At 33.6% G+C, this 24,638-nt stretch carries 21 protein-coding genes; 7 read left to right on the top strand and 14 right to left on the bottom strand.

Annotated elements, in window-relative coordinates:
* Positions 1-11 precede the first annotated feature (11 nt).
* The 6 genes from ACVEGE_RS13175 to prfB form a co-directional block, all read right to left on the bottom strand.
* Positions 12-1,208, bottom strand: coding sequence for an erythromycin esterase family protein (locus ACVEGE_RS13175; protein ID WP_192500890.1), 1,197 nt, complete (start codon positions 1,206-1,208; stop codon positions 12-14).
* Between the two features lie 366 nt (positions 1,209-1,574).
* The gene (locus ACVEGE_RS13180) at positions 1,575-3,203 is read right to left on the bottom strand and encodes an acyl-CoA carboxylase subunit beta (protein WP_192500891.1); all 1,629 of its coding nucleotides are present in this window, start codon (positions 3,201-3,203) and stop codon (positions 1,575-1,577) included.
* A 154-nt stretch (positions 3,204-3,357) separates the two neighbouring features.
* The gene (gene lpxD, locus ACVEGE_RS13185) at positions 3,358-4,356 is read right to left on the bottom strand and encodes a UDP-3-O-(3-hydroxymyristoyl)glucosamine N-acyltransferase (protein WP_192500892.1); all 999 of its coding nucleotides are present in this window, start codon (positions 4,354-4,356) and stop codon (positions 3,358-3,360) included.
* Positions 4,357-4,587: 231 nt separating this feature from the next.
* The gene (locus ACVEGE_RS13190; protein ID WP_192500893.1) at positions 4,588-6,225 is read right to left on the bottom strand and encodes a DUF4139 domain-containing protein; all 1,638 of its coding nucleotides are present in this window, start codon (positions 6,223-6,225) and stop codon (positions 4,588-4,590) included.
* Positions 6,226-6,346: 121 nt separating this feature from the next.
* A complete protein-coding gene (locus tag ACVEGE_RS13195) occupies positions 6,347-7,045 on the bottom strand; it encodes an energy transducer TonB (RefSeq protein WP_192500894.1) in 699 nt (232 codons plus the stop codon).
* A 96-nt stretch (positions 7,046-7,141) separates the two neighbouring features.
* Positions 7,142-8,243, bottom strand: a protein-coding gene (gene prfB, locus ACVEGE_RS13200) for a peptide chain release factor 2 (protein WP_173853079.1) whose coding sequence is annotated in 2 segments (ribosomal slippage) — positions 7,142-8,179 and positions 8,181-8,243 — 1,101 coding nt in all. Because the reading frame shifts where the segments join, the coding sequence is not laid out codon by codon here.
* A gap of 89 nt (positions 8,244-8,332) precedes the next feature.
* Between prfB and ACVEGE_RS13205 the strand changes: the two genes are divergently transcribed.
* Positions 8,333-9,358 carry a threonine aldolase family protein gene (locus tag ACVEGE_RS13205; RefSeq protein WP_173853078.1) on the top strand — a complete coding sequence of 342 codons (1,026 nt, stop codon included), beginning with the start codon at positions 8,333-8,335 and terminating at the stop codon, positions 9,356-9,358.
* A 52-nt stretch (positions 9,359-9,410) separates the two neighbouring features.
* Here ACVEGE_RS13205 and ACVEGE_RS13210 read toward each other — a convergent pair whose 3' ends face one another.
* A complete protein-coding gene (locus ACVEGE_RS13210) occupies positions 9,411-9,731 on the bottom strand; it encodes a YbaB/EbfC family nucleoid-associated protein (protein ID WP_173853077.1) in 321 nt (106 codons plus the stop codon).
* Between the two features lie 133 nt (positions 9,732-9,864).
* Here ACVEGE_RS13210 and ACVEGE_RS13215 point away from each other — a divergent pair, with 133 nt between their 5' ends.
* Positions 9,865-11,925 carry a S9 family peptidase gene (locus ACVEGE_RS13215; RefSeq protein ID WP_192500895.1) on the top strand — a complete coding sequence of 687 codons (2,061 nt, stop codon included), beginning with the start codon at positions 9,865-9,867 and terminating at the stop codon, positions 11,923-11,925.
* Between the two features lie 70 nt (positions 11,926-11,995).
* On the top strand, positions 11,996-13,036 hold the full coding sequence (locus ACVEGE_RS13220; protein WP_173853075.1) for a PLP-dependent cysteine synthase family protein: 1,041 nt from the start codon (positions 11,996-11,998) through the stop codon (positions 13,034-13,036).
* An 84-nt stretch (positions 13,037-13,120) separates the two neighbouring features.
* Here ACVEGE_RS13220 and ACVEGE_RS13225 read toward each other — a convergent pair whose 3' ends face one another.
* The 4 genes from ACVEGE_RS13225 to gcvT all read right to left on the bottom strand — a co-directional run bounded on the left by ACVEGE_RS13225 (position 13,121) and on the right by gcvT (position 19,021).
* Positions 13,121-15,196, bottom strand: a complete 2,076-nt coding sequence (locus tag ACVEGE_RS13225; protein ID WP_192500896.1) for a hypothetical protein — start codon at positions 15,194-15,196, stop codon at positions 13,121-13,123.
* An 896-nt stretch (positions 15,197-16,092) separates the two neighbouring features.
* Complete coding sequence (locus ACVEGE_RS13230) at positions 16,093-16,953, bottom strand: EamA family transporter (RefSeq protein WP_192500897.1); 861 nt, start codon at positions 16,951-16,953, stop codon at positions 16,093-16,095.
* An 82-nt stretch (positions 16,954-17,035) separates the two neighbouring features.
* The gene (locus ACVEGE_RS13235; protein WP_192500898.1) at positions 17,036-17,749 is read right to left on the bottom strand and encodes a YebC/PmpR family DNA-binding transcriptional regulator; all 714 of its coding nucleotides are present in this window, start codon (positions 17,747-17,749) and stop codon (positions 17,036-17,038) included.
* Positions 17,750-17,938: 189 nt separating this feature from the next.
* Positions 17,939-19,021: a glycine cleavage system aminomethyltransferase GcvT gene (gene gcvT / locus ACVEGE_RS13240; RefSeq protein WP_192500899.1), complete on the bottom strand. Its 1,083-nt coding sequence runs from the start codon at positions 19,019-19,021 to the stop codon at positions 17,939-17,941.
* A 217-nt stretch (positions 19,022-19,238) separates the two neighbouring features.
* Here gcvT and ACVEGE_RS13245 point away from each other — a divergent pair, with 217 nt between their 5' ends.
* The 4 genes from ACVEGE_RS13245 to ACVEGE_RS13260 all read left to right on the top strand — a co-directional run bounded on the left by ACVEGE_RS13245 (position 19,239) and on the right by ACVEGE_RS13260 (position 22,129).
* Positions 19,239-20,096, top strand: a complete 858-nt coding sequence (locus tag ACVEGE_RS13245) for an NAD(P)H-hydrate dehydratase (protein ID WP_173855683.1) — start codon at positions 19,239-19,241, stop codon at positions 20,094-20,096.
* A 54-nt stretch (positions 20,097-20,150) separates the two neighbouring features.
* Positions 20,151-20,945, top strand: coding sequence for a HipA family kinase (locus ACVEGE_RS13250; protein ID WP_192500900.1), 795 nt, complete (start codon positions 20,151-20,153; stop codon positions 20,943-20,945).
* Positions 20,923-21,306, top strand: coding sequence for a DUF3037 domain-containing protein (locus ACVEGE_RS13255; protein WP_173853068.1), 384 nt, complete (start codon positions 20,923-20,925; stop codon positions 21,304-21,306). The genes ACVEGE_RS13250 and ACVEGE_RS13255 overlap by 23 nt, the downstream gene beginning before the upstream one ends.
* A gap of 184 nt (positions 21,307-21,490) precedes the next feature.
* A complete protein-coding gene (locus tag ACVEGE_RS13260) occupies positions 21,491-22,129 on the top strand; it encodes a hypothetical protein (protein ID WP_192500901.1) in 639 nt (212 codons plus the stop codon).
* A gap of 58 nt (positions 22,130-22,187) precedes the next feature.
* Here ACVEGE_RS13260 and ACVEGE_RS13265 read toward each other — a convergent pair whose 3' ends face one another.
* From ACVEGE_RS13265 to ACVEGE_RS13275, 3 genes are all read right to left on the bottom strand, one after another.
* The gene (locus ACVEGE_RS13265) at positions 22,188-22,697 is read right to left on the bottom strand and encodes a GNAT family N-acetyltransferase (protein ID WP_173853067.1); all 510 of its coding nucleotides are present in this window, start codon (positions 22,695-22,697) and stop codon (positions 22,188-22,190) included.
* Positions 22,698-22,987: 290 nt separating this feature from the next.
* On the bottom strand, positions 22,988-23,641 hold the full coding sequence (locus tag ACVEGE_RS13270; RefSeq protein WP_192500902.1) for a hypothetical protein: 654 nt from the start codon (positions 23,639-23,641) through the stop codon (positions 22,988-22,990).
* A 183-nt stretch (positions 23,642-23,824) separates the two neighbouring features.
* Complete coding sequence (locus ACVEGE_RS13275) at positions 23,825-24,514, bottom strand: DUF2461 domain-containing protein (protein ID WP_173855687.1); 690 nt, start codon at positions 24,512-24,514, stop codon at positions 23,825-23,827.
* Positions 24,515-24,638 lie beyond the last annotated feature (124 nt).

Raw genomic sequence — 24,638 nt, forward strand, 5'->3', positions numbered from 1 at the left:
ACACCCTATTTTTAATTATGGAGCAAAGTAGATTCTGTTGTATTTTTTACAAAAATAATAGCATCAAAAGAATTTATTAATCTTTCCTCTACTACCACTTTAGGATCGAAAGTAGATCCAATTCCTTGATGTTTTACTTTAGAGTTAAGATAATCAGCTAAAACGGATGTTTTTATTGCCGTATTAAAATCTAGTAAGTACGTGTCAAATTTACATTTATCAAATATTTCAGTGCTCGTATTTTTCATTACGGTATCGATTACAATTGTGGTGAGACGATTTTTAGAAAGATCTAATGCGTTAAATTTCCCAGTGGCGAAATCAAATCCTACGCTGTAATACTGATCTCCGTATTTTTCTTTGAGATGGTTTCCCATCGATGGGATATTAAACTGTATTTTATCTTTATTCACATGTAAATTATGAGCCCAAAGGAAAACTTTACTTTCTGCTCCAGCTGAAGTCAATACTTTATTGACGTTTTCTGCCATTTGTTTGTCTCTAGTTGTTTGATTGTGATTCAAACTAAATTCAATGTATTGTATGATAGCTTCTTGTGTTCTTACATAAAAATCGCTGCTATCTATTGCGTTCTTATTTAAGACGGTTTTTAAATCTGTCATCAATACTAAATGATTTTTTAATTCTTTCTTTTTCGCTTCTTCTATATTCTGTGTCTTGCTGTAAATTGCAATGATTTTTAAATATTCTTCTTTATTTTCTATGTTACTAACTTTTATGTAATCATACATTTTTTTGGCTGCAGTAGCACAATCCATACTATCTATACCATGAAAAATTAATTGATCATTAGTACTTTTGCCCCTGTTGTAAACCTTCATCCATTCAATAAGATCTAATACTTCTGTGCAGTTCCAAGTCCAAAACCCAATGTTATTCAACGCGACTTTAGGATCAACGTTTTTACCTTGTATGTAATCATTAATTGCGATGCAGTTTCCGTAGCTAGCTTCAATTGCAAAGTTTTTTACAGCTTGATTTTTTACCACATATTTAAAGAATTTAACTTTTAAGTCAAAGAATTCTTTAGTACCGTGTGTTGCCTCACCAAAACCAAAAATTATCACATCTTTAAAAATGTTGTCTAAAGTTGAATTCTTCTCCAATTCAATATTTGGATTTACATCTTTGATTCCGAATGCATTTTCGTTGATGGCTTTTACAATTTCAGTGGTTTGGCTCAACATTACAAAGTTGCATTAAAAGTAAACAGTGGATTTTTTTGGTCATAATCGAATGATGAATGTGGTTTGTTTTGTACTATTTCACAAATCATTTTGAGAAAAAATGCCTTTTATAAAGATGTTGTAATATAGATAATTATGTTATTTACCTTAAGTGGATTTGTATTAAAGTCTTTCCAAATATACCATTAAATCCCAAGAATAAACTTTGGTTTGCAAGATAAATCTGTAGAAGTACTTATGAAAAACAGTCGTAAAAAAATAGCCCCGATAGCAGCGGCATCCCCTTTTTAGGGATACAGCGGATAGCGGGACATAAGTTATTATGAAAATGAGAGTGTCTTGCTCCCAATAATAGAAATATTCTTGTTATACTTGGATCACTCCTAAGTTAAATTGTTTCTCGATAGGAGCGTGGTCTGCAGCTTCGATACCCATAGAAATCCATGTTCGGGTATCTAGCGGGTCAATAATAGCATCTGTCCACAATCGTGACGCAGCGTAGTAAGGCGAAACTTGTTCGTCATAACGTGCTTTTATCTTTGCAAAAAGGGCAGCTTCTTTCTCTTCATCTACCACTTCACCACTTTTCTTTAATGATGAGGCTTCGATTTGTGCTAACACTTTTGCAGCTTGCGTTCCTCCCATTACAGCAAGTTCTGCACTTGGCCAAGCAAAAATTAATCGTGGATCGTATGCTTTTCCGCACATAGCATAATTTCCAGCACCATAAGAATTACCCACAATAACGGTGAATTTTGGTACTACAGAATTACTTACCGCATTCACCATTTTAGCACCGTCTTTTATGATACCGCCTTGCTCAGATTTTGATCCTACCATAAAACCGGTAACATCTTGAACAAATACTAATGGTATCTTTTTCTGGTTGCAATTTGCTATAAAACGAGTCGCTTTGTCAGCACTATCAGAGTAGATAACACCTCCAAATTGCATTTCGCCTTTCTTGGTTTTTACCACCTTTCTTTGGTTAGCTACAATTCCTACAGCCCAACCGTCGATGCGTGCGTAACCCGTGATGATCGTTTGACCGTAACCATCTTTGTATGCCTCAAACTCTGAGTTGTCAACCAAACGATTGATGATGTCCATCATATCATACTGTTCGTTACGCGCTTTTGGTAAAACACCGTACAATTCTTTTTCGTCTAATGCTGGTTTCTCAGACTTCACACGGCTAAAACCAGCTTTGTTATAGTCTCCAATCTTATCAACGATATTTTTTATTTTGTCTAAGGCGTCTTTATCGTCTTTAGCTTTATAATCAGTAACACCTGAAATTTCGCAATGTGTTGTCGCTCCACCTAAGGTTTCGTTATCGATGCTTTCGCCAATAGCTGCTTTTACTAAATAGCTTCCAGCAAGGAAAATACTTCCAGTGCCTTCAACAATAATTGCTTCGTCACTCATGATAGGCAAGTAAGCACCACCGGCAACACAACTTCCCATGATAGCAGAGATTTGTGTAATTCCCATGCTACTCATTTGAGCGTTGTTTCTAAATATTCTACCAAAGTGTTCTTTGTCAGGGAATATTTCGTCTTGCAAAGGTAAATACACTCCTGCACTATCTACTAAATAGATAATAGGCAAGCGATTTTCCATTGCAATTTCTTGTGCTCTTAAGTTCTTTTTGGCTGTAATAGGGAACCAAGCACCTGCTTTTACAGTAGCGTCATTAGCAACAACGACACATTGCTTCCCTTTAATGTATCCTACTTTTACAACAACTCCACCAGAAGGACATCCGCCATGCTCTTTGTACATTCCTTCACCTACAAAAGCGCCTATTTCAATTGCTTTTGCATTGGGGTCAAGTAAATAGTCAATGCGTTCCCTAGCAGTCATTTTTCCTTCAGCATGAAGTTTTTCAATTCTTTTTTCACCACCGCCTAATTTCACTTTAGAAAGGTTGTGCTTTAACTGCGATAATAAAAGTTTATTGTGATCTTCGTTTTTGTTGAAGTTTAAATCCATGTTGTAATAGTGTTATAAATAGTTGGTGCTAAAATACAAAATCAATCGAAATAAAAATTACTATTTTGATTCTATCGCAAATTATTTTCGATATAAAACCAAAAAAACAGAAGCGAACCTCTGTTTTTTTATGAATATGATAAAATCTAGTTGATTATTTTTTAGAATCGTTAACAAGTCGCTTTAATATAGCCCATTGTTTTAAAGCGTCACGCGCTTCAACAGCTGGATATCCTAAAACTGTTTTACCAGCAGGAACATCACAGGTAACACCTGATCCTGCACCCACAGTTGATCCGCTGCCTAAAGTAGTGTGGTCTTTTATAGATGCGCTTCCGCCAATGATAACACCATCGCCTAGAGTTACTGATCCTGCAAGTCCGCTGTGTCCAGCCATGATACAAAAACGACCTAGTTTACTGTTGTGTCCTATTTGAACTAAGTTATCAATTTTACATCCATCTCCTAAAACAGTAGAGCTAAATTTACCTCTATCTACACATGAGTTAGCACCTATTTCTACATTATTCCCAATAATTACATTTCCTATTTGCGGTATTTTTACCAATCCTTTTTCTGGGCAAGGTCTAAAACCAAATCCATCTGCTCCAATTGTTGCGTTAGGATGAATAATACAATTGCTCCCTATATGACAACGCTCTCTAACAACACTTCCTGACCAAATTATAGTATTATTACCTATAGTTGACTCATCTAGGATGGTAACATTAGGGTAAATAATACTGCTTTCTCCAATTTTTACATTGGGACCCACATAACAACATGCTCCTATTTTTGCACCATTGGCAATCGTAGCTGTGATGTCTATAACTGCAGTAGGGTGAATATCAGACTGGAAAACGGGTGCTGGTGGAGCAAAAAGCGCTAGTATTTGCGACATTGCTAAATCAGCATTTTTAACTTTGATAAAAGCCCTGTTTTCACCTGGTTCTATTGAAATATCCTCGTTTACTACTGCAACTCCAGCTTTTGATAAAAACCAAAGTTTTTCATATTTTTTATTTCCAATGAAGGTGATTTCAGTTTCTGTAGCAACTTCTAATTGTTCCGGAGCTGTAATATTTTGAGAAGTAGTACCAACAATAACTCCATTAAGAATTTCATTGATTTCGTTTACTGAGTAAGATTTCATTAAGTATTTATTAGTTTGGGAAATTAATATAGTTCAAATAAAATCATTTAGATGTTATCTTCCAAATATTTTTTTGTTTTGATATAAAACATTATGAAAAACGAAGAAAAGAGCGGTTATATTGTCTGCATTTTGTGATTATTTTTGTTATAAATAAAAAAATAACCCAATATTTTTTTAGGTTATTGGGTTTGGTTTTTATAAAAAGGGATGATAAAATCGTTTTAAAAATTACATATTATCAATAATTTGGTCCTTTGGGTATTTGACTTTATAGCTTATTCTGATTTTTTTAGTTTCATTAGAATCTAGTTTTAATTCCCAGCTTAGTAGTCCTGTTTCTTCATTTACTTTAGCTCGGTCGTTTTCTAATAATTCTACAGTAATATCTTTGTTAGTTGATAAAGGATATTGGTCTTTTAGGAGTATTTCAACAGCTTCTTTTTTATTGTTTCTAACGCTAATATCATAAGTAAAAGTTTGTTCTTTATAACTTGATAAAAATTTTGTTCCAGATTTGTCACTAACTTTTTCTCTCGTAATGGCAATGTTTTTATCCCTTCCCATGCTTAGTTTCAAGGTATCAACAGTTTGGTTTGGGTTGATCATGGTCTTACCTACGTACATTCCTTCAAAAATAATATTAGCCTCACCTTGTAGCAAGTTGTATTTTGAGTAATCAATAATTTCAGCCAATAAAAAGGCTTCTTTATCCGCTCTAGGAGCAGCAAAATAGTTGTAAGTTGCGGGTAATTTAATCTCTTTTAAAGCGACACTATGCGCTTTTCCATTTGATAGAATATCATAAGGAATTTCAATGTCAAAGTTGACATTCAGTTGGTTTTCGATTGCAGTAGCATTAACAGTCTGAACAGAAGTTTTAAATCCTTTTTTCTCTTTTTTTATTCCGCTAGCCATTACAACAACTTCCTGTAATATATCGTTTTCTACTTGAATTCCATAAGCTTTTCCTAATAATTTGTCATCATTATAGGGGTTGTTGTATCTTAAAAACCAAGGCTGTAATTCAGGTGCTTGATTGTTTTGATTTGGATTTCCACTAGATAAAGTGAGTTTAACATTTTTCCAATCAAGTCCAGTAGTTTGCATTACTTGTGCTTTGTACATCATATTAATAGGTTCTTTGATGCTTTCGGCGCGAAGGTCATAAAAAGGTTTCCATGTAGCCGAATTGGTGATATAGCTTATAGCAAGCGGAATATTTCCTGCTGTCTCATTCATTACTTGCAAAACTAATTTTCCTGAAGAATATTTCTCCTCATTCTTAGTATTGAAATCTAATTTATTATTTAATGCTAATAGTTTTGTGTTCCAATCTATTTCTTTTTCACGTAAATCAACAACAGCATTTTCAAGTTCGTTTCTCTTACTTTTATAATAATCAATAAGTTTTATTAATTCGGCTACATTCAGTCCGGTATTTGCCCCCGAAGCTATTTTATTTCCATCTAATAATGCAATTGTTTGGGTATTGGAATTACTCAAAATTTGGATTTTTTTGATTTCTCGTTTAACCAAAGTAATGCTATCACGTACTTTTTTTATAGCAGGATTGCTTTCGTCAATTTCGAATTCTGAAATATAATTATTAGTAAATTGAACAGATAAAATAGTAACCGAACTTGGTGACCCTATTTGAACAGTACTTTCATTAAGATTATTAGCAACATTTTTTATAACAATTTCGCTTGTTCCTGCTGGAAGAGTAACCAAAGTATTTTGTGACAACTCAGCTGCATTAGCGTATACGGTAGCTGCTTTTATTTTAGCAGTTGTAAAAATAGGTTTTTGAGCAAAGGAAATTGCCGAAATAAGAATGGCGATTAATACGACTTGTTTTTTGATCATAAAATGAAATATTTTGGCTTGTAGAGTTGTGTTTTAGTAAATATATGTAAAAAAAATAATGATTAGTGATTTTAGATAATACTTGTTTTAAGGAGTCTTTATTAATTGAGACGCAATTAATTTAGCGAATAGTTATGGGAATACTAAATTTTACCCGAGCATCTTTACCATCAACTCTTCCAGGAGTCCATAATACACTGCTTTTTAAAACACGTATTGCTTCAGCATTCATTGCTGTATTGATTCCTTGTTTGATTTTACAATCAGTTATTGTTCCGTCTTTTTCGACAACAAAATTAATTTTGATTCTTCCTTTTTCCTCATTAGGTGCTTTAAAATTTCTGCTAACATGTTTATAAAAAGCACTTAGTCCTCCTGGATATTCCGGGTGAACAAAATAAGGGAAGAAGGTAATTTCAGTTCCGTTTTCGTCAAAACATTTTCCATCAATAAACTCATTGCTTTTGTAATTTTCAGAACGTTTTAAATGTCCACTTTCATAATATCGTGTTTGCTTGCCTTCTAGTTTGTTATTCACATAAAATTCAGCAGACTCTTTGACACCAGACTTAAACCAGTATTCAGACTTACCATTTTTTATGCCCTTTTTTATATCCGAAAATTGATTACTGTTTCGTTTTGTTCCGTCAATATAATAGGTAACCCTATTAGTTCCTTTCTTAGTGTCTTCGTAAGTGCTGTAATAAGTTGCGTCTTGGGCTGTAGGGAGTTCTTTAAAATCTTCGTTAAAATAGACTTTCTTTTGTCCGTAGAATGAAATTGATAAAAAAAAGAAAGCTAATAAAATAGTGTTTTTCATGGCGTGTAGTATTTTAATAATCACAAAAATAGATAAAAAAATCCTACAGAAAAATAAGTTTTTCCTGTAGGATTAGATGTTAACAGTAAAATAATACTATTCGTCTTCGTCTCGTTGTCCCATCATCATTAAATAAGCTTTTAGAAACTCGTCTATTTCACCGTTCATCACGCCGTCAACATTGCTGCTTTCATAGCCAGTACGCACGTCTTTTACTAATTTATAGGGCTGCATAACATAATTCCTTATTTGGGAACCCCATTCAATTTTCATTTTTCCTGCTTCAATATCGGCACGTTGCGCTAGTTGTTTTTTTAGTTCTATTTCATACAATTGAGAACGTAGCATTTGCATGGCACGTTGCCTATTGTCTTGTTGTGAACGTGTTTCTGAACACTGAATTTGAATTCCAGTTGGTTTATGAAAAAGCTGCACTTTAGTTTCTACCTTATTTACATTTTGTCCTCCAGCACCACTAGAGCGTGAAGTTGTGATTTCGATATCAGCAGGATTAATATCAATTTCGATACTATCATCCACTAACGGATACACATAAACAGAAGCAAATGATGTATGGCGTTTGGCATTACTATCAAAAGGAGAGATACGCACCAATCGATGCACTCCATTTTCCCCTTTTAAATAGCCAAAAGAATAATCTCCTTCAAATTCTAACGTTACAGTTTTTATACCTGCAGCATCTCCTTTTTGAAAATTCAGTTCTTTTATTTTATAACCGTATTTTTCGCCCCACATCATGTACATACGCATCAACATCGATGCCCAGTCACAACTTTCGGTACCACCGGCACCAGCTGTAATTTGGACAACAGCACTTAAAGTATCGCCTTCGTCCGAAAGCATGTTCTTAAATTCGATGGCATCAATGTGCTTTTCTATTTGGGCATACTGTTCATCGAGCTCTTCGGCAGTTAGCTCTCCTTCACGATAAAACTCATAAGCGAGCTGTAGCTCGTCAGTCATTTCAACGGCTCGGTCGTAGTCTTCGATCCATTTTTTCTTATTTCGAAGGTTCTTTACAATACTCTCTGCTTCTTTGGCGTTATTCCAAAAGTCAGGTGCAAAAGTCTTTTCTTCTTCGTTGGCAATCTCGATAAGCTTGGCATCAACGTCAAAGATACCTCCTCAACGCACCAAGGCGCTCTACAATACCTTTAATTTGTTCGGTAGTTGTCATAAATTGTGTAATTTTGTTGGACAAAAATAAGAAAAAATAGGAAGAGGCAAGTTGCGACTTGTCTTTTTAATAAAATATATAAGCACTATATGGAAATAAATTTAATTAGCGATACAATTACGAAGCCCACATACGAAATGTTACAGTACATGTTTAATGCCGAAGTAGGTGATGATGTGTACAAGCAAGATCCAACTGTTATTGAGTTAGAGGATACTATTGCACAACTTTTTGGTATGGAAGCGGGCTTGTTTTTCCCATCAGGAACAATGGCAAATCAAGCAGCTTTAAAACTACATACCCAACCAGGGGAGCAAATTATTGCTGATAAATATGCCCACGTCTACCTTTATGAAGGTGGTGGTGCTTCTTTTAACAGCGGTGTTTCTTTTTGTTTGCTAGATGGCGACCGCGGAATGATTACGGCTGAGCAAGTAGCAGGTGCGATTAACGATCCTGAGTTTTACCACAGTCCGTTAACGAGTTTGGTTTGTGTAGAGAACACAACCAATAAAGGAGGTGGCGCTTGTTATGAAATTGACGATTTAAAAAGAATTAAAGAAGTATGTGTTGCCAATAATTTAAAATTCCATCTTGATGGTGCTAGAATTTGGAATGCATTAATCGCTAAAAAACAGAATCCGAAATCGTTTGGGGAAATATTTGATACTATTTCTGTTTGTTTATCCAAAGGGTTGGGTGCACCAATAGGTTCCGTTTTGTTAGGAGACAAAGCAACTATTCATCGTGCGCTAAGAATTCGTAAAATATTAGGTGGCGGAATGCGTCAAGTAGGGTATTTGGCGGCAGCCGGATTATATGCCTTAGACCATAATATTACTCGTCTTGCTGAGGATCACCGCAGAGCCAAAGAGATAGCAGGAATTTTAAGTAAAAGAGTATGGGTTGCAAAAGTTGAACCTGTAGAAACTAATATTTTGATTTTTACTTTAGCAAGTAATTATAGTGATAAGCTTTTAATAGAAAAATTAAAGCAAAAAAATATTTCAATAAGCGCTATGGGACCAGGTAAATTAAGAATGGTTACCCACTTAGATTATCGCGAAGTGATGCATACTTACGTTTTAGAAACGTTGAGTAAGCTGGATTTGTAGTTTATTAAAAAGTAAAAAGGATTAGCATCATAATAACGCTAATCCTTTTTTATTATTTAAACAAATTATCCATTCCTGGAATCATTGGCATATCCATTTTTGCAACAGCATCAAGTTCAGCTTCGTTTACTTTTGTCGCTTTCTCGATTGCCTTATTCATTACTAGGATCATGTAATCTTCTAATTGCTCTTTGTCTTCTAATAATTCATCAGCAATTGTTAATGTTTTTATTTTTCTATTGGCAGTAATGGTTACTTTCAATAATCCGTCTGTGCTTTGTTCATCAACAAGAACAGAATCTAAACGCTTTTTTGTTTCTTCAATTTTATTTTGGGTTTCTTTCAATTTACCCATCATTCCCATTAAATCCATTTTTGTTCTTTTTAAGTTATTGAAATACGAAATTACTATTTTTAGCGCAATAACCAATGTTAAATAACTTGAAAAGCTGTTGTGTTAATAAAAGCCTTTGTGCTATTTTTGTAAAAACAACTAAGATCAAAAAATGATACAAAATATACATCCACCGGTTGCAAAGCAAATCCCTACTGAATTAGAGAAATTTGGAGATATTAGAATCGATAATTATTTCTGGTTAAAAGAGCGCGAAAATCCTGAGGTAATTGATTATCTAAATAAAGAGAATGAATATTATGAGGCAATGACAGCCCATACTAAGGATTTTCAAAAAGAATTATTTGACGAAATGAAATCCCGAATTAAGGAAGATGACGAGTCGGTTCCTTATTTATACAATGGTTACTACTATATTACGCGTTTTGAAAAAGGGAAAGATTATCCTATTTATTCTCGAAAAAAAGGCAGCCTTTCGGCCAATGAGGAAATCATGTTTGACTGTAATGAATTGGCCAAAGACCATAAATACTTTCAATTAAGTGGTTTGAGTATTAGTTTAGACAATCAATTAGCAGCTTATGCAGTAGATACTGTAGGGAGAAGGATTTATACTTTGCATGTAAAAAACCTTACTACAGGTGAAGTTTTAAAAGATAAGATCGAAAGCACTACTGGAAACTCTACTTGGGCAAATGATAATAAAACCATGTTTTATACCAATCAAGACCCTAAAACGTTACGATCAGATAAAGTATTGAAGCATAAATTAGGCACTGAAACAGCAACTGATGAATTGGTTTATTTTGAAGAAGACGATACCTTTGATGTGGCCGTTGGGAAAGAAAAATCTAAAAAATATATTTTAATAAGTTCGTCAAGTACATTAACTACTGAGTTTAGAATTTTATTAGCAGACAAGCCTGATGGAAAGTTTAAAATATTCCAAAAAAGAGTACGCGGTCTAGAATATAGCATTTCCTATTATGGAGATTATTTTTATGTTGTTACCAATAAAGATAAGGCAACCAACTTTAAACTGATGAAAACTCCTGAAAAGGCGACCAACAGAAAAAATTGGGAAGACGTGATTATGCATCGTGAAGATGTTTTACTTGAGGATATTGATATTTTTAAAGATTTTTTAGTAGTATCTGAGCGTACGAACGGCTTGAACCGCATTCGTATTATGCCTTGGAATGGTGATGTAGAGTATTTTTTACCATTTGAAAGCGAAACTTATACAGCTTATACAACGGCTAATGTTGATTTTGACACAGATATTCTTCGTTATGGGTACCAATCTATGGCGACACCGTCATCAGTGATTGATTTCAATATGAAAACTAAAGAAAAAGAAATTAAAAAGGAGCAAGAAGTTCTTGGTGGGAATTTTGATAAAAAGAATTATATCGAAGAAAGGGTTTGGGCTACTGCTAAAGATGGGACAAAAGTGCCTATTTCTATGGTGTATCATAAAGATATGAAAAAAGACGGCACAAATCCGTTATTGCTTTATGCTTACGGTTCTTATGGGCATTCTATGGATGCTTATTTTTCATCTACGCGTTTGTCGCTTTTAGATCGAGGTTTTGTTTACGCTATTGCACATATTCGTGGAGGTGAAGATTTAGGAAGGCCTTGGTACGAAGGAGGAAAGCTGGCTAAAAAGAAAAATACTTTTACAGATTTTATTGATTGTTCAAAATATGTAATCGAGCATAGATATACTTCAGCAGCGCATTTATATGCCGAAGGAGGTTCAGCAGGTGGCTTATTAATGGGAGCGATTATTAACAAAGCGCCTATGTTGTACAATGGAGTAATTGCGCAAGTTCCTTTTGTAGATGTAGTTACAACAATGCTTGATGATTCTATACCTTTAACAACTGGAGAATATGATGAATGGGGTAATCCTAATGTTAAAAAATATTATAAGTACATGAAATCGTACTCGCCTTATGATAATTTAAAACAACAGAAATATCCTAATATTTACGTTTCTACAGGGCTTCATGACTCTCAAGTTCAGTATTGGGAGCCTGCTAAATGGGTAGCTAAGATGCGAACATTAAAAAAAGACAATACTGTTTTATACCTCGATACGAATATGGATGCCGGTCATGGCGGGGCTTCGGGACGATTTGAAGCATTAAAAGAATTAGCTAAGGAATTTAGCTTTTTGTTAGATTTAGAGAAAATTAAAAAGTAATTAGAATTTTTTTGTTAAATTTGCAACGTTTCGAGGTCTAATAAAATAGATTTCGTTTAACTATTTTTTTATGAAAGAAGAAATAAATGCTTACAACAATGTTTTAGAACTAATAGGTAATACACCTCTTATTAAGCTAAACAAAGTCACCGAAAAGTTTGAAGGTAATTTCTATGCTAAAGTAGAAGCCTTTAACCCGGGACATTCCTCAAAAGACAGAATTGCTTTATATATTATTGAAGAAGCAGAGAAAAAAGGAATTTTATCTCCTGGAGATACTATTATTGAAACAACCTCTGGAAATACTGGTTTTAGCTTAGCTATGGTGAGTATCATTAAAGGCTACAACTGTATTCTTGCTGTGAGCTCTAAATCGTCTAAAGATAAAATTGATATGCTTCGTAGTTTAGGTGCTAAAGTATATGTATGTCCAGCGCACGTATCAGCAGATGATGAACGTTCTTACTATAATGTTGCTAAAAGACTGCATGAGGAAACTAAAGGATCAGTATATATTAATCAATATTTTAATCAGTTAAATATTGATGCACATTATAAATCTACAGGTCCCGAAATTTGGAAGCAAACGAACGGTAAAATTACACACCTTGTCGCTTGTAGTGGTACTGGAGGAACAATCTCTGGAACGGCTAAATATCTAAAGGAACAAAACCCTAACATTAAAATTTTAGGAGTAGATGCTTTTGGTTCAGTATTGAAAAAATACCACGAAACGAGAGAATTTGATAATGACGAAATTTACCCTTATCGTATTGAAGGTTTAGGTAAAAACTTGATTCCATCAGCGACTGATTTTGATATGATCGATAAGTTTATGAAGGTAACTGATGAAGAAAGCGCTCATTCTGCTAGAGAAATTACTAGAAAAGAGGGTTTGTTTGTTGGGTATACTTCAGGAGCTGTTTTACAAGCAATCAAGCAATATGCTGAAGAAGGTGAGTTTGATGCTAATAGTAATGTTATTGCTATTTTTCCAGATCACGGTTCTCGATATATGAGTAAAGTATTTAGCGATGACTGGATGAATGAACAAGGGTTCTTTGATAGTGTAAATCAAGAAGAAGCTCAAAAAATTGAAATGATCAAGTAACAAAATTACTTTATTGTACTTATAGAAAAAGTCCCATTTACAAATTTGTAAATGGGACTTTTTTATGTGTAATGAGTATGTAATCTAATCTTCTAATAATTCTGGTCGACTTAATATCAGTTCAATTTTCTTAATGGTAATCGTGATTTGGCTCATTTGTAATTCGATGTTTCTAAAGAATAAACTAATGTCTCTATTTACCCAACTCTCAGAGATTACTCTTGATCCCAAGCTAATTCTTAAGATGGCACTTTCAATTTCATTAGAATATTTTACGTTTACTGCTTGACCAATGTGGCATTTTTGCGCAGCAAGTCTAATGATTTCAAGCGAAGAATCTTCAAACAGATCTGATAAATCCGAATTCAATAACGTATAAAGTTTTTTCACTTTATCTACAGACAGTGCTTCATTATTATCAAGGATGAAAAAAGGAAATATGGTACGAATGTTTCTAATTCCAAATTCCTTACTAGTGTAACTATTCGTTTTAGTTTCATCGCTGTAAATAGGCTCAAGGAAACTAGCATCATTTATAGAGTCTTCAACAAAGTTACAGAACATTTCGATACCCATATTTCGATATAAAATAGGTGTTTTGTAGTACCTACTCATTTCAACTATAGCAGCATTCCAGCGCATGTAAGAACCATAATTATAACCATCAGATAATTCAGTTGAACAAAACCATGATGTTGGCCAATCAGAATGATTGTAATATTTAGTTAAACCTGCAGGCAATGTATTTTTTACTGACTGAATTAATTTATTAACGCCCTTAGGTAAAATTAATGCCCCAGAATAGGGAGGGCCAGTAAAGAATTTACTTCCTGTTATGGTAACGATGTAGCCTTTGTTTAAATAATGCTGTATGTCTTTAGGATCTAGTCTAAGTTGTGAACCATCAACAATTATTTGCATTGATAAATCCTCTAGTGTGTTTAGTTTTTTAATAAGTTCATCAGTAGGAGCTTGGTACCCTAATTTTGATTGGTCCATAGTGTGTAAAACTACGTGTCTACCTAATTCTTTGGTTTTAGCAACAGCGTCAAAAACTTCTTTATCTAATTGTGTTGGCGATTTTAAGGCACCATTTTCATCTCTAAAAGGGATTTTTATAACTTCTACATCTCTAAAACCTTCAATTCTATCCCCTTTTTTAATAGGAATATTTAATGCTGTTGTGTTTTCAAAATGACATCCTTTTAATGCTGCAGCAACACCGCTACCAGTTTCATCAGAGGCTACTAAAATATGTGTAATTTCTTTATCAGAAATAATTTGAGTTATCGCTGCAATTTGAAGTGCGGAATCAGTACCTGATGGTGAAAAAATGATTTCACATTCCTCATTTAATTTGAATATTTTTCTAAGATTACTTTTTAGTAATTCCGAAAATTCGATTGTGGCCTTTTTGAAACCATTTTTTAAGCTATTTCTAATTAATATGCTTCTTACTTTATCTGTTTTGTCAAAAGCAAAGTTAGAAACACTTGACGCTGTTGATGAGGCAAAAGTAAATGCGTCAGGTCTTGGGAATGGGCGGCAACCATATTTATTTAGTAAGTGGATTTCGTCAATATTCAATCTTAAATCTCCTCCAGACATCAATAAATATTCTGTAGGTTTAGCTAGATTTTCTATAATTGGCTTCCAAGATTCTTTAAACACATTATTTGAAGTTTTTACTCTATGAAAAGATTGTAACTCTTCGTTTTTAAATAATGATTCCGTACTTAAATCGGCATCCTTTTTAATTAAATTGATTAAAAGGTAATCAAGATCTTCTAATTTTTCTTTATCATCTTTAGGCAGTAAGTTATAAAATATGCGCGTCACTTCTAGTGCTGCAATATCGCATAAAACGGCATCTTCTTTTTCATTATTCAATGCTTTGTACCACAATTGCCACTCAATACCGTATCTTAAATATAGGAGTGCTAAAATGGGTTTGTCTAAAAATGACGAACCAATAATAATTGACTTGTTAGGTACAATTCTAAAGATAGTAGGCTCACTAGTAGAAGTTATAATATTGATGTTATTTATTTTAGGTACGGTATTAAATCTTTTTAATATGCGAACTAAATAGTTTACATTCTCTTTCTCAAATAGACTACTTCTTTTGTATTGATTTTCAATTAGAATGTTGTTTGTCATAGGTATTGTAATTTAAAACGTTCGGTAGAACGCTATTCTTTAAGCGCAATATTCAGCTAAATAAATCTTTTTTATTGTTTCCTGAACCAAGGGTTTAATCATAACTAAATTAAGCATAGCTCAGTCATTTAAATTTACTATTTGGCCACTGTTATAAAAATGACAATATAGTACTTTTTAATGATTTCTAAAGCCGCTAATTAATCTGAAATATCTTTTGAATTGGTGGCGATTTCCCCCAAATTTCAACTTACTCTCTCCAACAAGGATAGCTATTCCTGTTGTAAGATAAATTAATTTTTAACAAATAATATTAAAACAAATAGTTTGAAATCTACTGTTTTTATGCCAATAATTTGTGTCAAAATTAGGCAAATATAAGGAACTTCTAGAGATGTAGAAAATAAATGTTTTAAGGACAGTTTAGTAGACTTTGATATGCTGTAAATAATATGTTAATAGGTACTTTTATTTAAGGTGAATTATTGAATAAGAGAAAAAAAACATTCATTTCTAGACTAACTAAATATAAAAAAATAATAGCAATGGAGAAATTTCAATGTTGTAACAGCGCTTTCAAAAACATTATTTTACTATAATATCACCCACAAACTTGTAATTATGAAAGATTCTCACGCTATGCCTGCATCTCCCACATTTTTCTGTGGATTTTGCTAATTATCAAAACAAATAGTTTTTATAAAATTACTCATAAACCCAATAGTAATACAAAATATAAAAAACAATAGCATGGCAACTGGCGAATAAAAACCTGTTTAGGTAAAGCGCTTCGTAAATAACTCTTTCGATAAAAACTTCTCACTAATCGCAGTTGGTCTAAAAAAAAGTCCAAACAATATATTTGGACTTCTATATATTTAAAACACTTAAGCTATCTAGGTAAGCATCATTTGCGAATACGTAATCAGCACAATAGCTAGTAATGCAAATGCAAGTCCTATGTAATTTTTAGTATTCAGTTTTTCTTTAAAAGCGAGAACACCTACTATACTTCCTATGATAATTACACCCATATTCATTGCAGCGAACACTGTCGATGGGTTTTTGGCGAAAGCCTGATGTGCTTTTAGATAAAACAAGATATTTCCAAAATTGAACAAACCTACCAGTAACCCAAAGAGAAGGTTTTGTAACTGTATTTTGGTCTTCTTAACGATTATTTCGTATATCACAAATGTAAGTATAACGAGTAATGAAATCACGAATGTGATAAGTAGTGATGTAGTAAATGGCAGGCTTGTTGCCAAAGCGATTTGCTTGAACAAAATATCGATTGCTCCAAATCCCACTAGCACAACAGCAGGATAGATCCAATTACTGTTCTTATTATCGGTTTTTTTAGAAAGGATGAGCAGTAGGGCAGGTAGTGCGATTAAAAAAGCAACTAGCTTATAACTATTGAACTCTTCGTCAAATAATAACCAAGCTGCAACAATGGGGATAAAGAGTGATAAACGCTGAGCGGCATCTGTTTTTACGATTCCCATGTGTTTTATAGAGGCAGCCAATACTAAAAAAATCACGGGCAGTAAAATCCCGAGCGGGATGTATATTTCCCAAGGCGCCGTGTGATCAATTGCCGATAACTCTGGTTGGAAAAAGAAAAAGCAAAGGACAATAGCCATGACATAATTCCAGGCCACAACTTGGCTTATAATTAAGTTTTTCTTGCAACCCACTTTAAAAATCACGCCTACTGTAACGCTACATAAAATGCTTAAAATAAGAAATAACATGCGTATAATTTTAATTAAAATATCGTTTACATAAAAAAACTCCAGCCTAAGCTAGAGTTTTTATTATAGTTGGGAGTAGGTTTTATGCCTCTTCCATAGTGTGATAAACGTTCATAACGTCATCATCATCTTCTAATTTTTCGATTAGTTTCTCTACATCAGCCATTTCAGCTTCAGAGATTGCTTTAGTAATTTGCGGAATTCTTTCGAAACCAGAAGATAAAATCTCAAGATTGCGATTTTCTAATTCTTTTTGAATTGTTCCAAAACTTGCAAAAGGCGCATAGATTAAAATTCCGTCTTCGTCTTCAAAAACTTCTTCAGCACCAAAATCAATAAATTCTAACTCTAATTCCTCAGCATCAAGTCCTTCAGCAGGAATCCTAAAGTTACAAGTGTGGTCAAACATAAATTCTACAGATCCTTGCGTTCCCATAGTACCATTACATTTGTTAAAATAACTTCTAACATTAGCAACTGTTCTATTGTTATTATCAGTAGCAGTTTCAACTAGAATAGCAATTCCGTGAGGTGCATATCCTTCAAATAAAACTTCTTTATAGTTAGCTGTATCTTTATCGGTGGCTTTTTTAATCGCACGTTCTACATTTTCCTTAGGCATATTAGCTGCCTTAGAGTTTTGAATAACGGCTCTCAATCTTGAATTGGCATCAGGATTTGGTCCACCTTCCTTAACAGCCATTACAATGTCTTTTCCAATTCTGGTAAATGCTTTAGCCATTGCTGACCAACGTTTCATTTTTCTACCTTTTCTGAATTCAAACGCTCTTCCCATTTCTGATTTTATTTTTAATGCGGTGCAAAAATACAATTATTCTGTAAGTTTCAAAGATTCTACGTCGCTAAGTTTTTAAGTTGGTTTACTGTAAATTCTCGACAATAAATGTCTGAATTTTTGCGCCAATTTATTATTGTCTTAAAATTGGAAACTAACTTAGAAACTCCGGATCTCAGTAACTCTTTTTTATTTTTTGTAAAAAGGCAATTTTACCACCTTAGCAGCAACATCTTTTTTACGTATTCTAATATAAATATCACTTTCAAGAGCGCTATTATCCATAGTTACATAACCCAGTCCTATTCCTTTATTCATAGAAGGTGACATTGTTCCTGAGGTTACAATTCCAATCACATTTCCAGATGCGTCTACGATTTCGTAATCATGTCTAGGTACTGCGCGTTCTTGCATTTCAAAGGCTACTAATTTTCTAGTAACACCCGCTTCTTTTTGTTTTTTTAAGTTTTCAGAGTTTGTAAATTCTTTAGTGAATTTAGTAATCCATCCTAAACCTGCTTCCAGTGGAGATGTTGTGTCGCTAATGTCGTTTCCGTACAAACAAAAACCCATTTCTAAACGCAATGTATCTCTTGCTGCTAAACCTATTGGTTTGATTCCGAATGCTGCTCCAGCTTCAAAAACTTTATTCCAAATCACCTCAGCATCGCTGTTTTTACAGTAGATTTCAAAACCACCTGAACCCGTATAACCAGTCGCAGAAATGATTACATCATCAATTCCAGCAAAATCAGCAACTTCAAAGTGGTAGTATTTAATCGCGCTCAAATCAATAGATGATAAGGCCTGCATTGCTTCAACCGCTTTTGGTCCTTGAATTGCCAATAAAGAGTACTCCTCAGAAAGGTCTTTCATGTCAACACCTAAATCGTTGTGAGACGAAATCCAGTTCCAATCTTTTTCAATATTTGAAGCATTTACTACTAATAAATACTCATCTTCTTTCATTTTATAGATAATCAAATCATCCACAACACCACTGTCATTGTTAGGTAAACAAGAATATTGCGCTCTACCAACTGTTAAAACTGATGCATCATTTGAAGTTACTTTTTGGATCAAAGCCAAAGCATTTGGACCCGAAAGTAAAAATTCTCCCATGTGCGAAACATCAAAAACTCCTACGTCATTACGTACCGTTTCATGTTCAGCATTAATTCCCTCATAGGTAATTGGCATATTGTATCCAGCAAACGGAAGCATTTTTGCTCCCAAACTTTCGTGTATGTGCGTAAGCGCAGTATTTTTCATTGTGTATTTGTATAAAATTTGAAGTGGCTAATTTATTGAAAAATTATCATATTTAAAGTATCATTTATGTTTATTCAGTACTTTTTAGGAGCTATTTCCAGCTATCCGTTGCAATCTTTTACTTTTTAAAGAAAAAAGTAAAAGGATTTCCACTGCTATCTGGGCTAAGGCAGCTCGTTATATTATAATTTTTGTATTTTTAAGCAAACTAATAAAAATGAAACAGGCTGTTGTTGTCGATAAAAACGAAATCCTAAAACGGTACAAACCTATAGATTCTCATACACACAAAGGAATTCAAGGTCACGCCTTAATTATTGCTGGGAGTTATGGTAAAATGGGTGCGGCAGTATTGTCTTCAAAATCATGCTTAAAAACAGGATGCGGACTAGTTACTGCCTTAGTTCCTAAATGTGGTTACGAGATTCTCCAGATTTCAAATCCTGAAGTCATGACGCTTACTGATGAAAACGAGCAGTATATTACTAATATTATATTCGATATAAAACCACAAGCAATTGGTATTGGCCCTGGTTTAGGACAAGCAACTGAAACTCAAAAAGCATTTCAGGAATTTTTAAAAACTAATAAAACGCCATTAGTAATTGATGCTGATGCGTTGAATATTTTGTCGGTCAATAAAAATTGGTTGGCATTATTAAAACCCAAAACAATTTTAACACCACACCCCAAAGAACTGGAACGATTAATAGGCAAGTGGAGTGGGGAGGAAGAGAAAATGGATAAAACAATTGCCTTTTCAAAACAATACAATTTGGTTATTGTAATGAAAGGTGCGCCAACTCATATTATTGATGGTGAAACTGTTTATCAAAACACAACGGGAAACGCCGCTCTAGCAACAGCAGGAAGTGGTGATGTCCTAACCGGAATAATTACAAGCTTCTTGGCACAAGGTTATGAAGCTATTGATGCAGCAGTTATGGGAGTCTATATTCATGGATTAACTGCTAATATTGCTTTGCCTGAAACCGGTTACCAATCTTTTATCGCTTCGAGTTGCATTGATAATATTGGAAAAGCCTTTCTATCCCTTGAAAATACTAGTAAATAACCACAATATATAAACGTACTTATTTGTAAGTTTGTACCTCAGTAAATTTCGATTATGAAAACTAATATTAATCTTCGCACCGTAAATGTTACACGGTACATCACTCCTTTACGTGAAGGTGGTTCGTTACCCGCTTTGGCGGAAGCCGATGATGATTTTAAATATGTACTTAAATTTAAAGGAGCAGGTCACGGTGTAAAAGCCTTGATAGCTGAGTTAATAGGAGGTGAAATTGCCCGCGCGCTAAAACTTAGAATTCCTGAATTAGTGTACGCCAATCTAGACGAAGCCTTTGGACGCACTGAGGCCGATGAAGAAATTCAAGATTTGCTGCAAGGCAGTCAAGGATTAAATCTAGCATTACATTTTTTATCAGGCGCAATTAATTTTGATCCCGTAGTAACCACTGTTGATCCTGTTTTAGCCTCACAAATTGTGTGGTTAGACGCTTACATAACTAATGTTGATCGCACTTTTAGAAATACCAATATGTTGATTTGGCATAAGGAATTATGGCTCATCGATCACGGTGCAAGTTTGTACTTTCACCACTCTTGGACCAATTGGGAAAAACATGCTCAAAGTCCGTTTGCACTAATTAAAGATCATGTATTGTTACCACAAGCAAGTGAATTAATAGCTATAGATGCTGCCTTTAAAGCAATATTAACTCCCGAAGTATTGACTGAAATTGTCAATCTTATTCCAATAGATTGGTTACAGTGGGAGGACGTTGAAGCCACACCTGAAGAGTTGCGAAATGTATACTTGCAGTTCTTGTTGACCCGATTAAATCATTCAGAAATTTTTATTAAGGAAGCACAAAATGCAAGAGAAAAACTTATATGAGTACGCCGTAATTCGGGTTGTGCCTAGGGTAGAACGCGAAGAATTCCTGAATGTGGGGATTATACTTTTTTGCAAAAAAGCCAAATTTATAAAAGTACTTCATTTAGTACCTCTTGAAAAAATCCTAGCATTATCACATGAAGCCGATGTGGAGCAAATTCAAGCAAATATTATTGCTTTTGAAAAAGTGGGACAAGGAGCTAAAGATGGCGGTCCTATCGCTATGATGGACATTCCGTCTCGTTTTCGTTGGTTGACTGCTTTACGAAGTTCTGTTATTCAAACCTCAAGACCGCATCCAGGACTTTGTGATGACTTAGATAAAACAGCGCAGCGTTTGTTTCAAGAACTGGTGCTTTAAATTGTAGGACTTTACGCTTTAATGATTAAAAAAAAATGGCATGTAGATTTGAATATTTAAGTAAATTAGTTATGATTATTCTGCTAAAATTTGTGAAATATTCGTGCCTTTTGTAATTAGAGACTTAGTAATGGATTGTAGTATTAAGTTATATAGGATAGTTAGCAATAATAATATAAAAGTAATGTTAAGACTACGAATTTTAATTCTAGCAATAATTTCTTTTGGGCTAATTTCGTGTAAGAATTCAAACTCTGAAAAACAGATTAAGAAAGTTTTTAATTCTCCAAAAGATTCTATTCTTTATAACAATTATGTAAACGCCATTGAAAATGGCAGTACATTTCAATATTTTACAGTAATTAAAGTTAAAGACATTAATACTGGAAAAGTTCGTGAAATCTGTACTAAAGGAGATTTTTTATGGGGCGCATTACATATTGAATATGATTCGAGCTATAGTAATATTGGCTTGAAAAAAATTCATAAAATGTTGCTTGAAAACAAAGAAAGATATTTTCAATTAAAAGACACTGCAGCTTTAAACAATTTAGGACTAAATAGATATTCTCCAGACGATTTAAAAAAGTTTGAAAAAGAAAATAATGTGGATTCAATTGCAAAATCAATTAAAGGAAAATGGGGAATATCAATCTCTGAAGATAAAAATATGTTACTTCTAGCCCATTCACTTTTTGATAGAGGAATTCTAACAGGTGAAAATAATTGTTTTGGTGGAAATCTTATGAACGTTGATAAGCAAATGTTAGACGAAAGAAAAAAACATCTTGAAGAGATAAAAGCAATGAGTAAAAAACAATAACTGCTGTTAACAACGGTTTAAAGAAATGGCGAGAAATGTGGTAAATTCAATTTTTTTTTTAGCTTATTGTTTTTTCTAATACCATAAATTCTAATGGAGTAGTAACGATTGGAATGTGAATGTCACCCACTGGAAAAGCTTCTCTCGCTCCAGTGTCTACGTAGCCGTGGCGTTTGTACCACGCGATTAATTCTTCTCGCAGTGAAATTACGGTCATGACAATTGTTTTTAAACCTAATGTTTGCAAATGATTTTCGGCAGCAGTTAATAGTTTTTTACCAATACCACTGTTTTGTAATGTTGGAGAAACGGTTAGCATCCCTAAGTAGAGTTTGTTTTCTTTTTGGATTAATAATACACAGCCTAAAATTTGATTTTGTTCAGTGAATTTTAAGAATGTGTTTTTAGGATCATCAAAAATTCCGATTAGTTCTTGTTCATTTGTTCGGCTGCCTTCTAATATGTTGGCTTCTGTTGTCCATCCTTTTTTGGAGGTTTCACCACGGTAAGCTGAATTGATCAATATATTCAAGAACGGGATATCGGTAAGTATTGCTTTTGAAATCATGGCTTTTTAAGTAATGGTATGTTCTGGTTTCAAAGATAAAAAATCAGCTAAATATTAGGATGATTTATACTTTATTTTCTTTTTTAAAATAAAACATCAGCTTTTGATGAATAGAATTTGCAATAATTTTAAAATTAAATTATTACTAAAAAAGCAACTATTTATGGTGCTGATTTTTCTAGTAAATACAGCATATGTTTAGACAAAAAAGCGACCAACTTTATGGTAAGTTGGTCGCTTTTTTGCACTATATTTTAGAAATTTTAAAAAGAAGTGTTCGTAATTCTAGCTTATTTTTTATTAAATAAAACGTCAGCGTGTACTGCTACTTCGCTCCATGTTTTACTAACACCATCTTTACCAGTGTGCAAAGCTTCGCAAGCTTTATTTATAGAAGCTACAGCTGCTAAAGCATCCCAGTTTTCTAAATTCATTACACCATCAAAGGATGCATTTGTATCACTATTTTCAGTATATTTTAAAGGAATATTGGCTGTTTTTCCGTTAAGTGTTACATCAATTGAACAAGTGTTGTCTGCAGCAACTTTAAATTCACCATCAATAAGCGTAGTGTTTTTCATTGCTCCAAAAAAGAATTTTAAGATTTTAGGATCTCTAGTTCCAGTAACATCGTTTGTGAATAAACTACTTACAGGAATGTTGAATTTAGTTCCGTTTAAAGCTTCAAGAGCTGTTTTTCCTTCTCCAGTGTTTGTTAACGTAATTTCTTTGAATGTTCCACCTACGGCTACTTTATCAGTAGTCTTGTAAGCTACGAAGCTTACTTTAGTAGAGTCATTGATAACGCTATAGGTTCCTTCAGTAGTTTGAGGTGTTGTAGTTTCTACATCAGTAGTTGTTTCCTCAGTACTTTTTTTAGAATCTTTACAGCTAATCGCTGAGATCATAATTATACTTAGAGCAATCAGTTTTAAGTTTTTCATTTTGCTTTTAATTTTTTAAATTATGTTGTAAAATTAAACATTAATAGTGTCACAATATTAATTTAGACGAGGAAGTGTTTCTTGATTAATGTTAAATTGTACGCAATAGAATGTTAACATCTGTTAATATTGTATTACTGGTTGAATAATAAAGACTTAAATGTTGTGGTTATTACTGTGAATTTATACCAGAGTTTCTCCATTTAAATTGGTTGTTAGCACTGAACTCATGTAATCAAAGAAAGGGCGTACGGAGTTAAATAAGGCATCGACTTTATGAAGAAAATCGGGTTGCAGTACTTCCTGATCTGTGAAAACGTGTCTTAAAATGAATTGTTTGTGTCGGATTAAATCAATGGCTTCATGATCTTTAGAGAATCCTCTTGGCGAGGTTAAAACTTTGCTTCCCGCTAATGCTATGAAATTTTCTTTTATGATTTTAGTATCTAAAATAGCATACCATTCTTTGTAGTTTATCTCAATATCCTGCCTAATTCGTTTTAAATCGGCTGGATTGGGGGAGAAAAAACCACAAGCAAGAAAGTTGTTACCGGGTTGGATGTTGACATAGTAGCCTCCTCTTTTGGAACTAGTGGCACGTTGCAAGCTAAAAGCAAATCTAGGCTTGTAAGGTAATTTATCTTTACTGAAACGAACATCATTATAAATGCGGTAAAGACTTTTTTTAGCCGATTGATTGTCGAGTATGTCATGCGAGTTCATGCGAGTAATTAGCTCTTCTACAAAATTGATCATGTTGCTTTGTGCGTCAAGATAGCTTTCTTTATGATCTGCGAACCAATCTCTATTATTGTTCTTTTCCAGATTTTTTAAAAAAGTAATGCTGCTTGGGAGTATAGAGGTGTTTTTCATTTAATTAATTATATTGGGTTATTACTATTTACGTACAATTGTAAACTTAATCCCCAAATTTAGTCAACTTTTTTTAGGTAGTCAAAATGGTTGGGATTAAAGTTTTCTTGTTATTACTGCTGTA

This window comes from Flavobacterium sp. PL002 (assembly GCF_054165825.1).

What these genes read in the sequence shown, in the direction of transcription:
- ACVEGE_RS13175 (WP_192500890.1), bottom strand. Translation starts at nt 1,208, where the DNA reads ATGTTGAGCCAAACCACTGAAATTGTAAAAGCCATCAACGAAAATGCA.
- ACVEGE_RS13180 (WP_192500891.1), bottom strand. Translation starts at nt 3,203, where the DNA reads ATGGATTTAAACTTCAACAAAAACGAAGATCACAATAAACTTTTATTA.
- lpxD (WP_192500892.1), bottom strand. Translation starts at nt 4,356, where the DNA reads ATGAAATCTTACTCAGTAAACGAAATCAATGAAATTCTTAATGGAGTT.
- ACVEGE_RS13190 (WP_192500893.1), bottom strand. Translation starts at nt 6,225, where the DNA reads ATGATCAAAAAACAAGTCGTATTAATCGCCATTCTTATTTCGGCAATT.
- ACVEGE_RS13195 (WP_192500894.1), bottom strand. Translation starts at nt 7,045, where the DNA reads ATGAAAAACACTATTTTATTAGCTTTCTTTTTTTTATCAATTTCATTC.
- ACVEGE_RS13205 (WP_173853078.1), top strand. Translation starts at nt 8,333, where the DNA reads ATGGAAATAAATTTAATTAGCGATACAATTACGAAGCCCACATACGAA.
- ACVEGE_RS13210 (WP_173853077.1), bottom strand. Translation starts at nt 9,731, where the DNA reads ATGGATTTAATGGGAATGATGGGTAAATTGAAAGAAACCCAAAATAAA.
- ACVEGE_RS13215 (WP_192500895.1), top strand. Translation starts at nt 9,865, where the DNA reads ATGATACAAAATATACATCCACCGGTTGCAAAGCAAATCCCTACTGAA.
- ACVEGE_RS13220 (WP_173853075.1), top strand. Translation starts at nt 11,996, where the DNA reads ATGAAAGAAGAAATAAATGCTTACAACAATGTTTTAGAACTAATAGGT.
- ACVEGE_RS13225 (WP_192500896.1), bottom strand. Translation starts at nt 15,196, where the DNA reads ATGACAAACAACATTCTAATTGAAAATCAATACAAAAGAAGTAGTCTA.
- ACVEGE_RS13230 (WP_192500897.1), bottom strand. Translation starts at nt 16,953, where the DNA reads ATGTTATTTCTTATTTTAAGCATTTTATGTAGCGTTACAGTAGGCGTG.
- ACVEGE_RS13235 (WP_192500898.1), bottom strand. Translation starts at nt 17,749, where the DNA reads ATGGGAAGAGCGTTTGAATTCAGAAAAGGTAGAAAAATGAAACGTTGG.
- gcvT (WP_192500899.1), bottom strand. Translation starts at nt 19,021, where the DNA reads ATGAAAAATACTGCGCTTACGCACATACACGAAAGTTTGGGAGCAAAA.
- ACVEGE_RS13245 (WP_173855683.1), top strand. Translation starts at nt 19,239, where the DNA reads ATGAAACAGGCTGTTGTTGTCGATAAAAACGAAATCCTAAAACGGTAC.
- ACVEGE_RS13250 (WP_192500900.1), top strand. Translation starts at nt 20,151, where the DNA reads ATGAAAACTAATATTAATCTTCGCACCGTAAATGTTACACGGTACATC.
- ACVEGE_RS13255 (WP_173853068.1), top strand. Translation starts at nt 20,923, where the DNA reads ATGCAAGAGAAAAACTTATATGAGTACGCCGTAATTCGGGTTGTGCCT.
- ACVEGE_RS13260 (WP_192500901.1), top strand. Translation starts at nt 21,491, where the DNA reads ATGTTAAGACTACGAATTTTAATTCTAGCAATAATTTCTTTTGGGCTA.
- ACVEGE_RS13265 (WP_173853067.1), bottom strand. Translation starts at nt 22,697, where the DNA reads ATGATTTCAAAAGCAATACTTACCGATATCCCGTTCTTGAATATATTG.
- ACVEGE_RS13270 (WP_192500902.1), bottom strand. Translation starts at nt 23,641, where the DNA reads ATGAAAAACTTAAAACTGATTGCTCTAAGTATAATTATGATCTCAGCG.
- ACVEGE_RS13275 (WP_173855687.1), bottom strand. Translation starts at nt 24,514, where the DNA reads ATGAAAAACACCTCTATACTCCCAAGCAGCATTACTTTTTTAAAAAAT.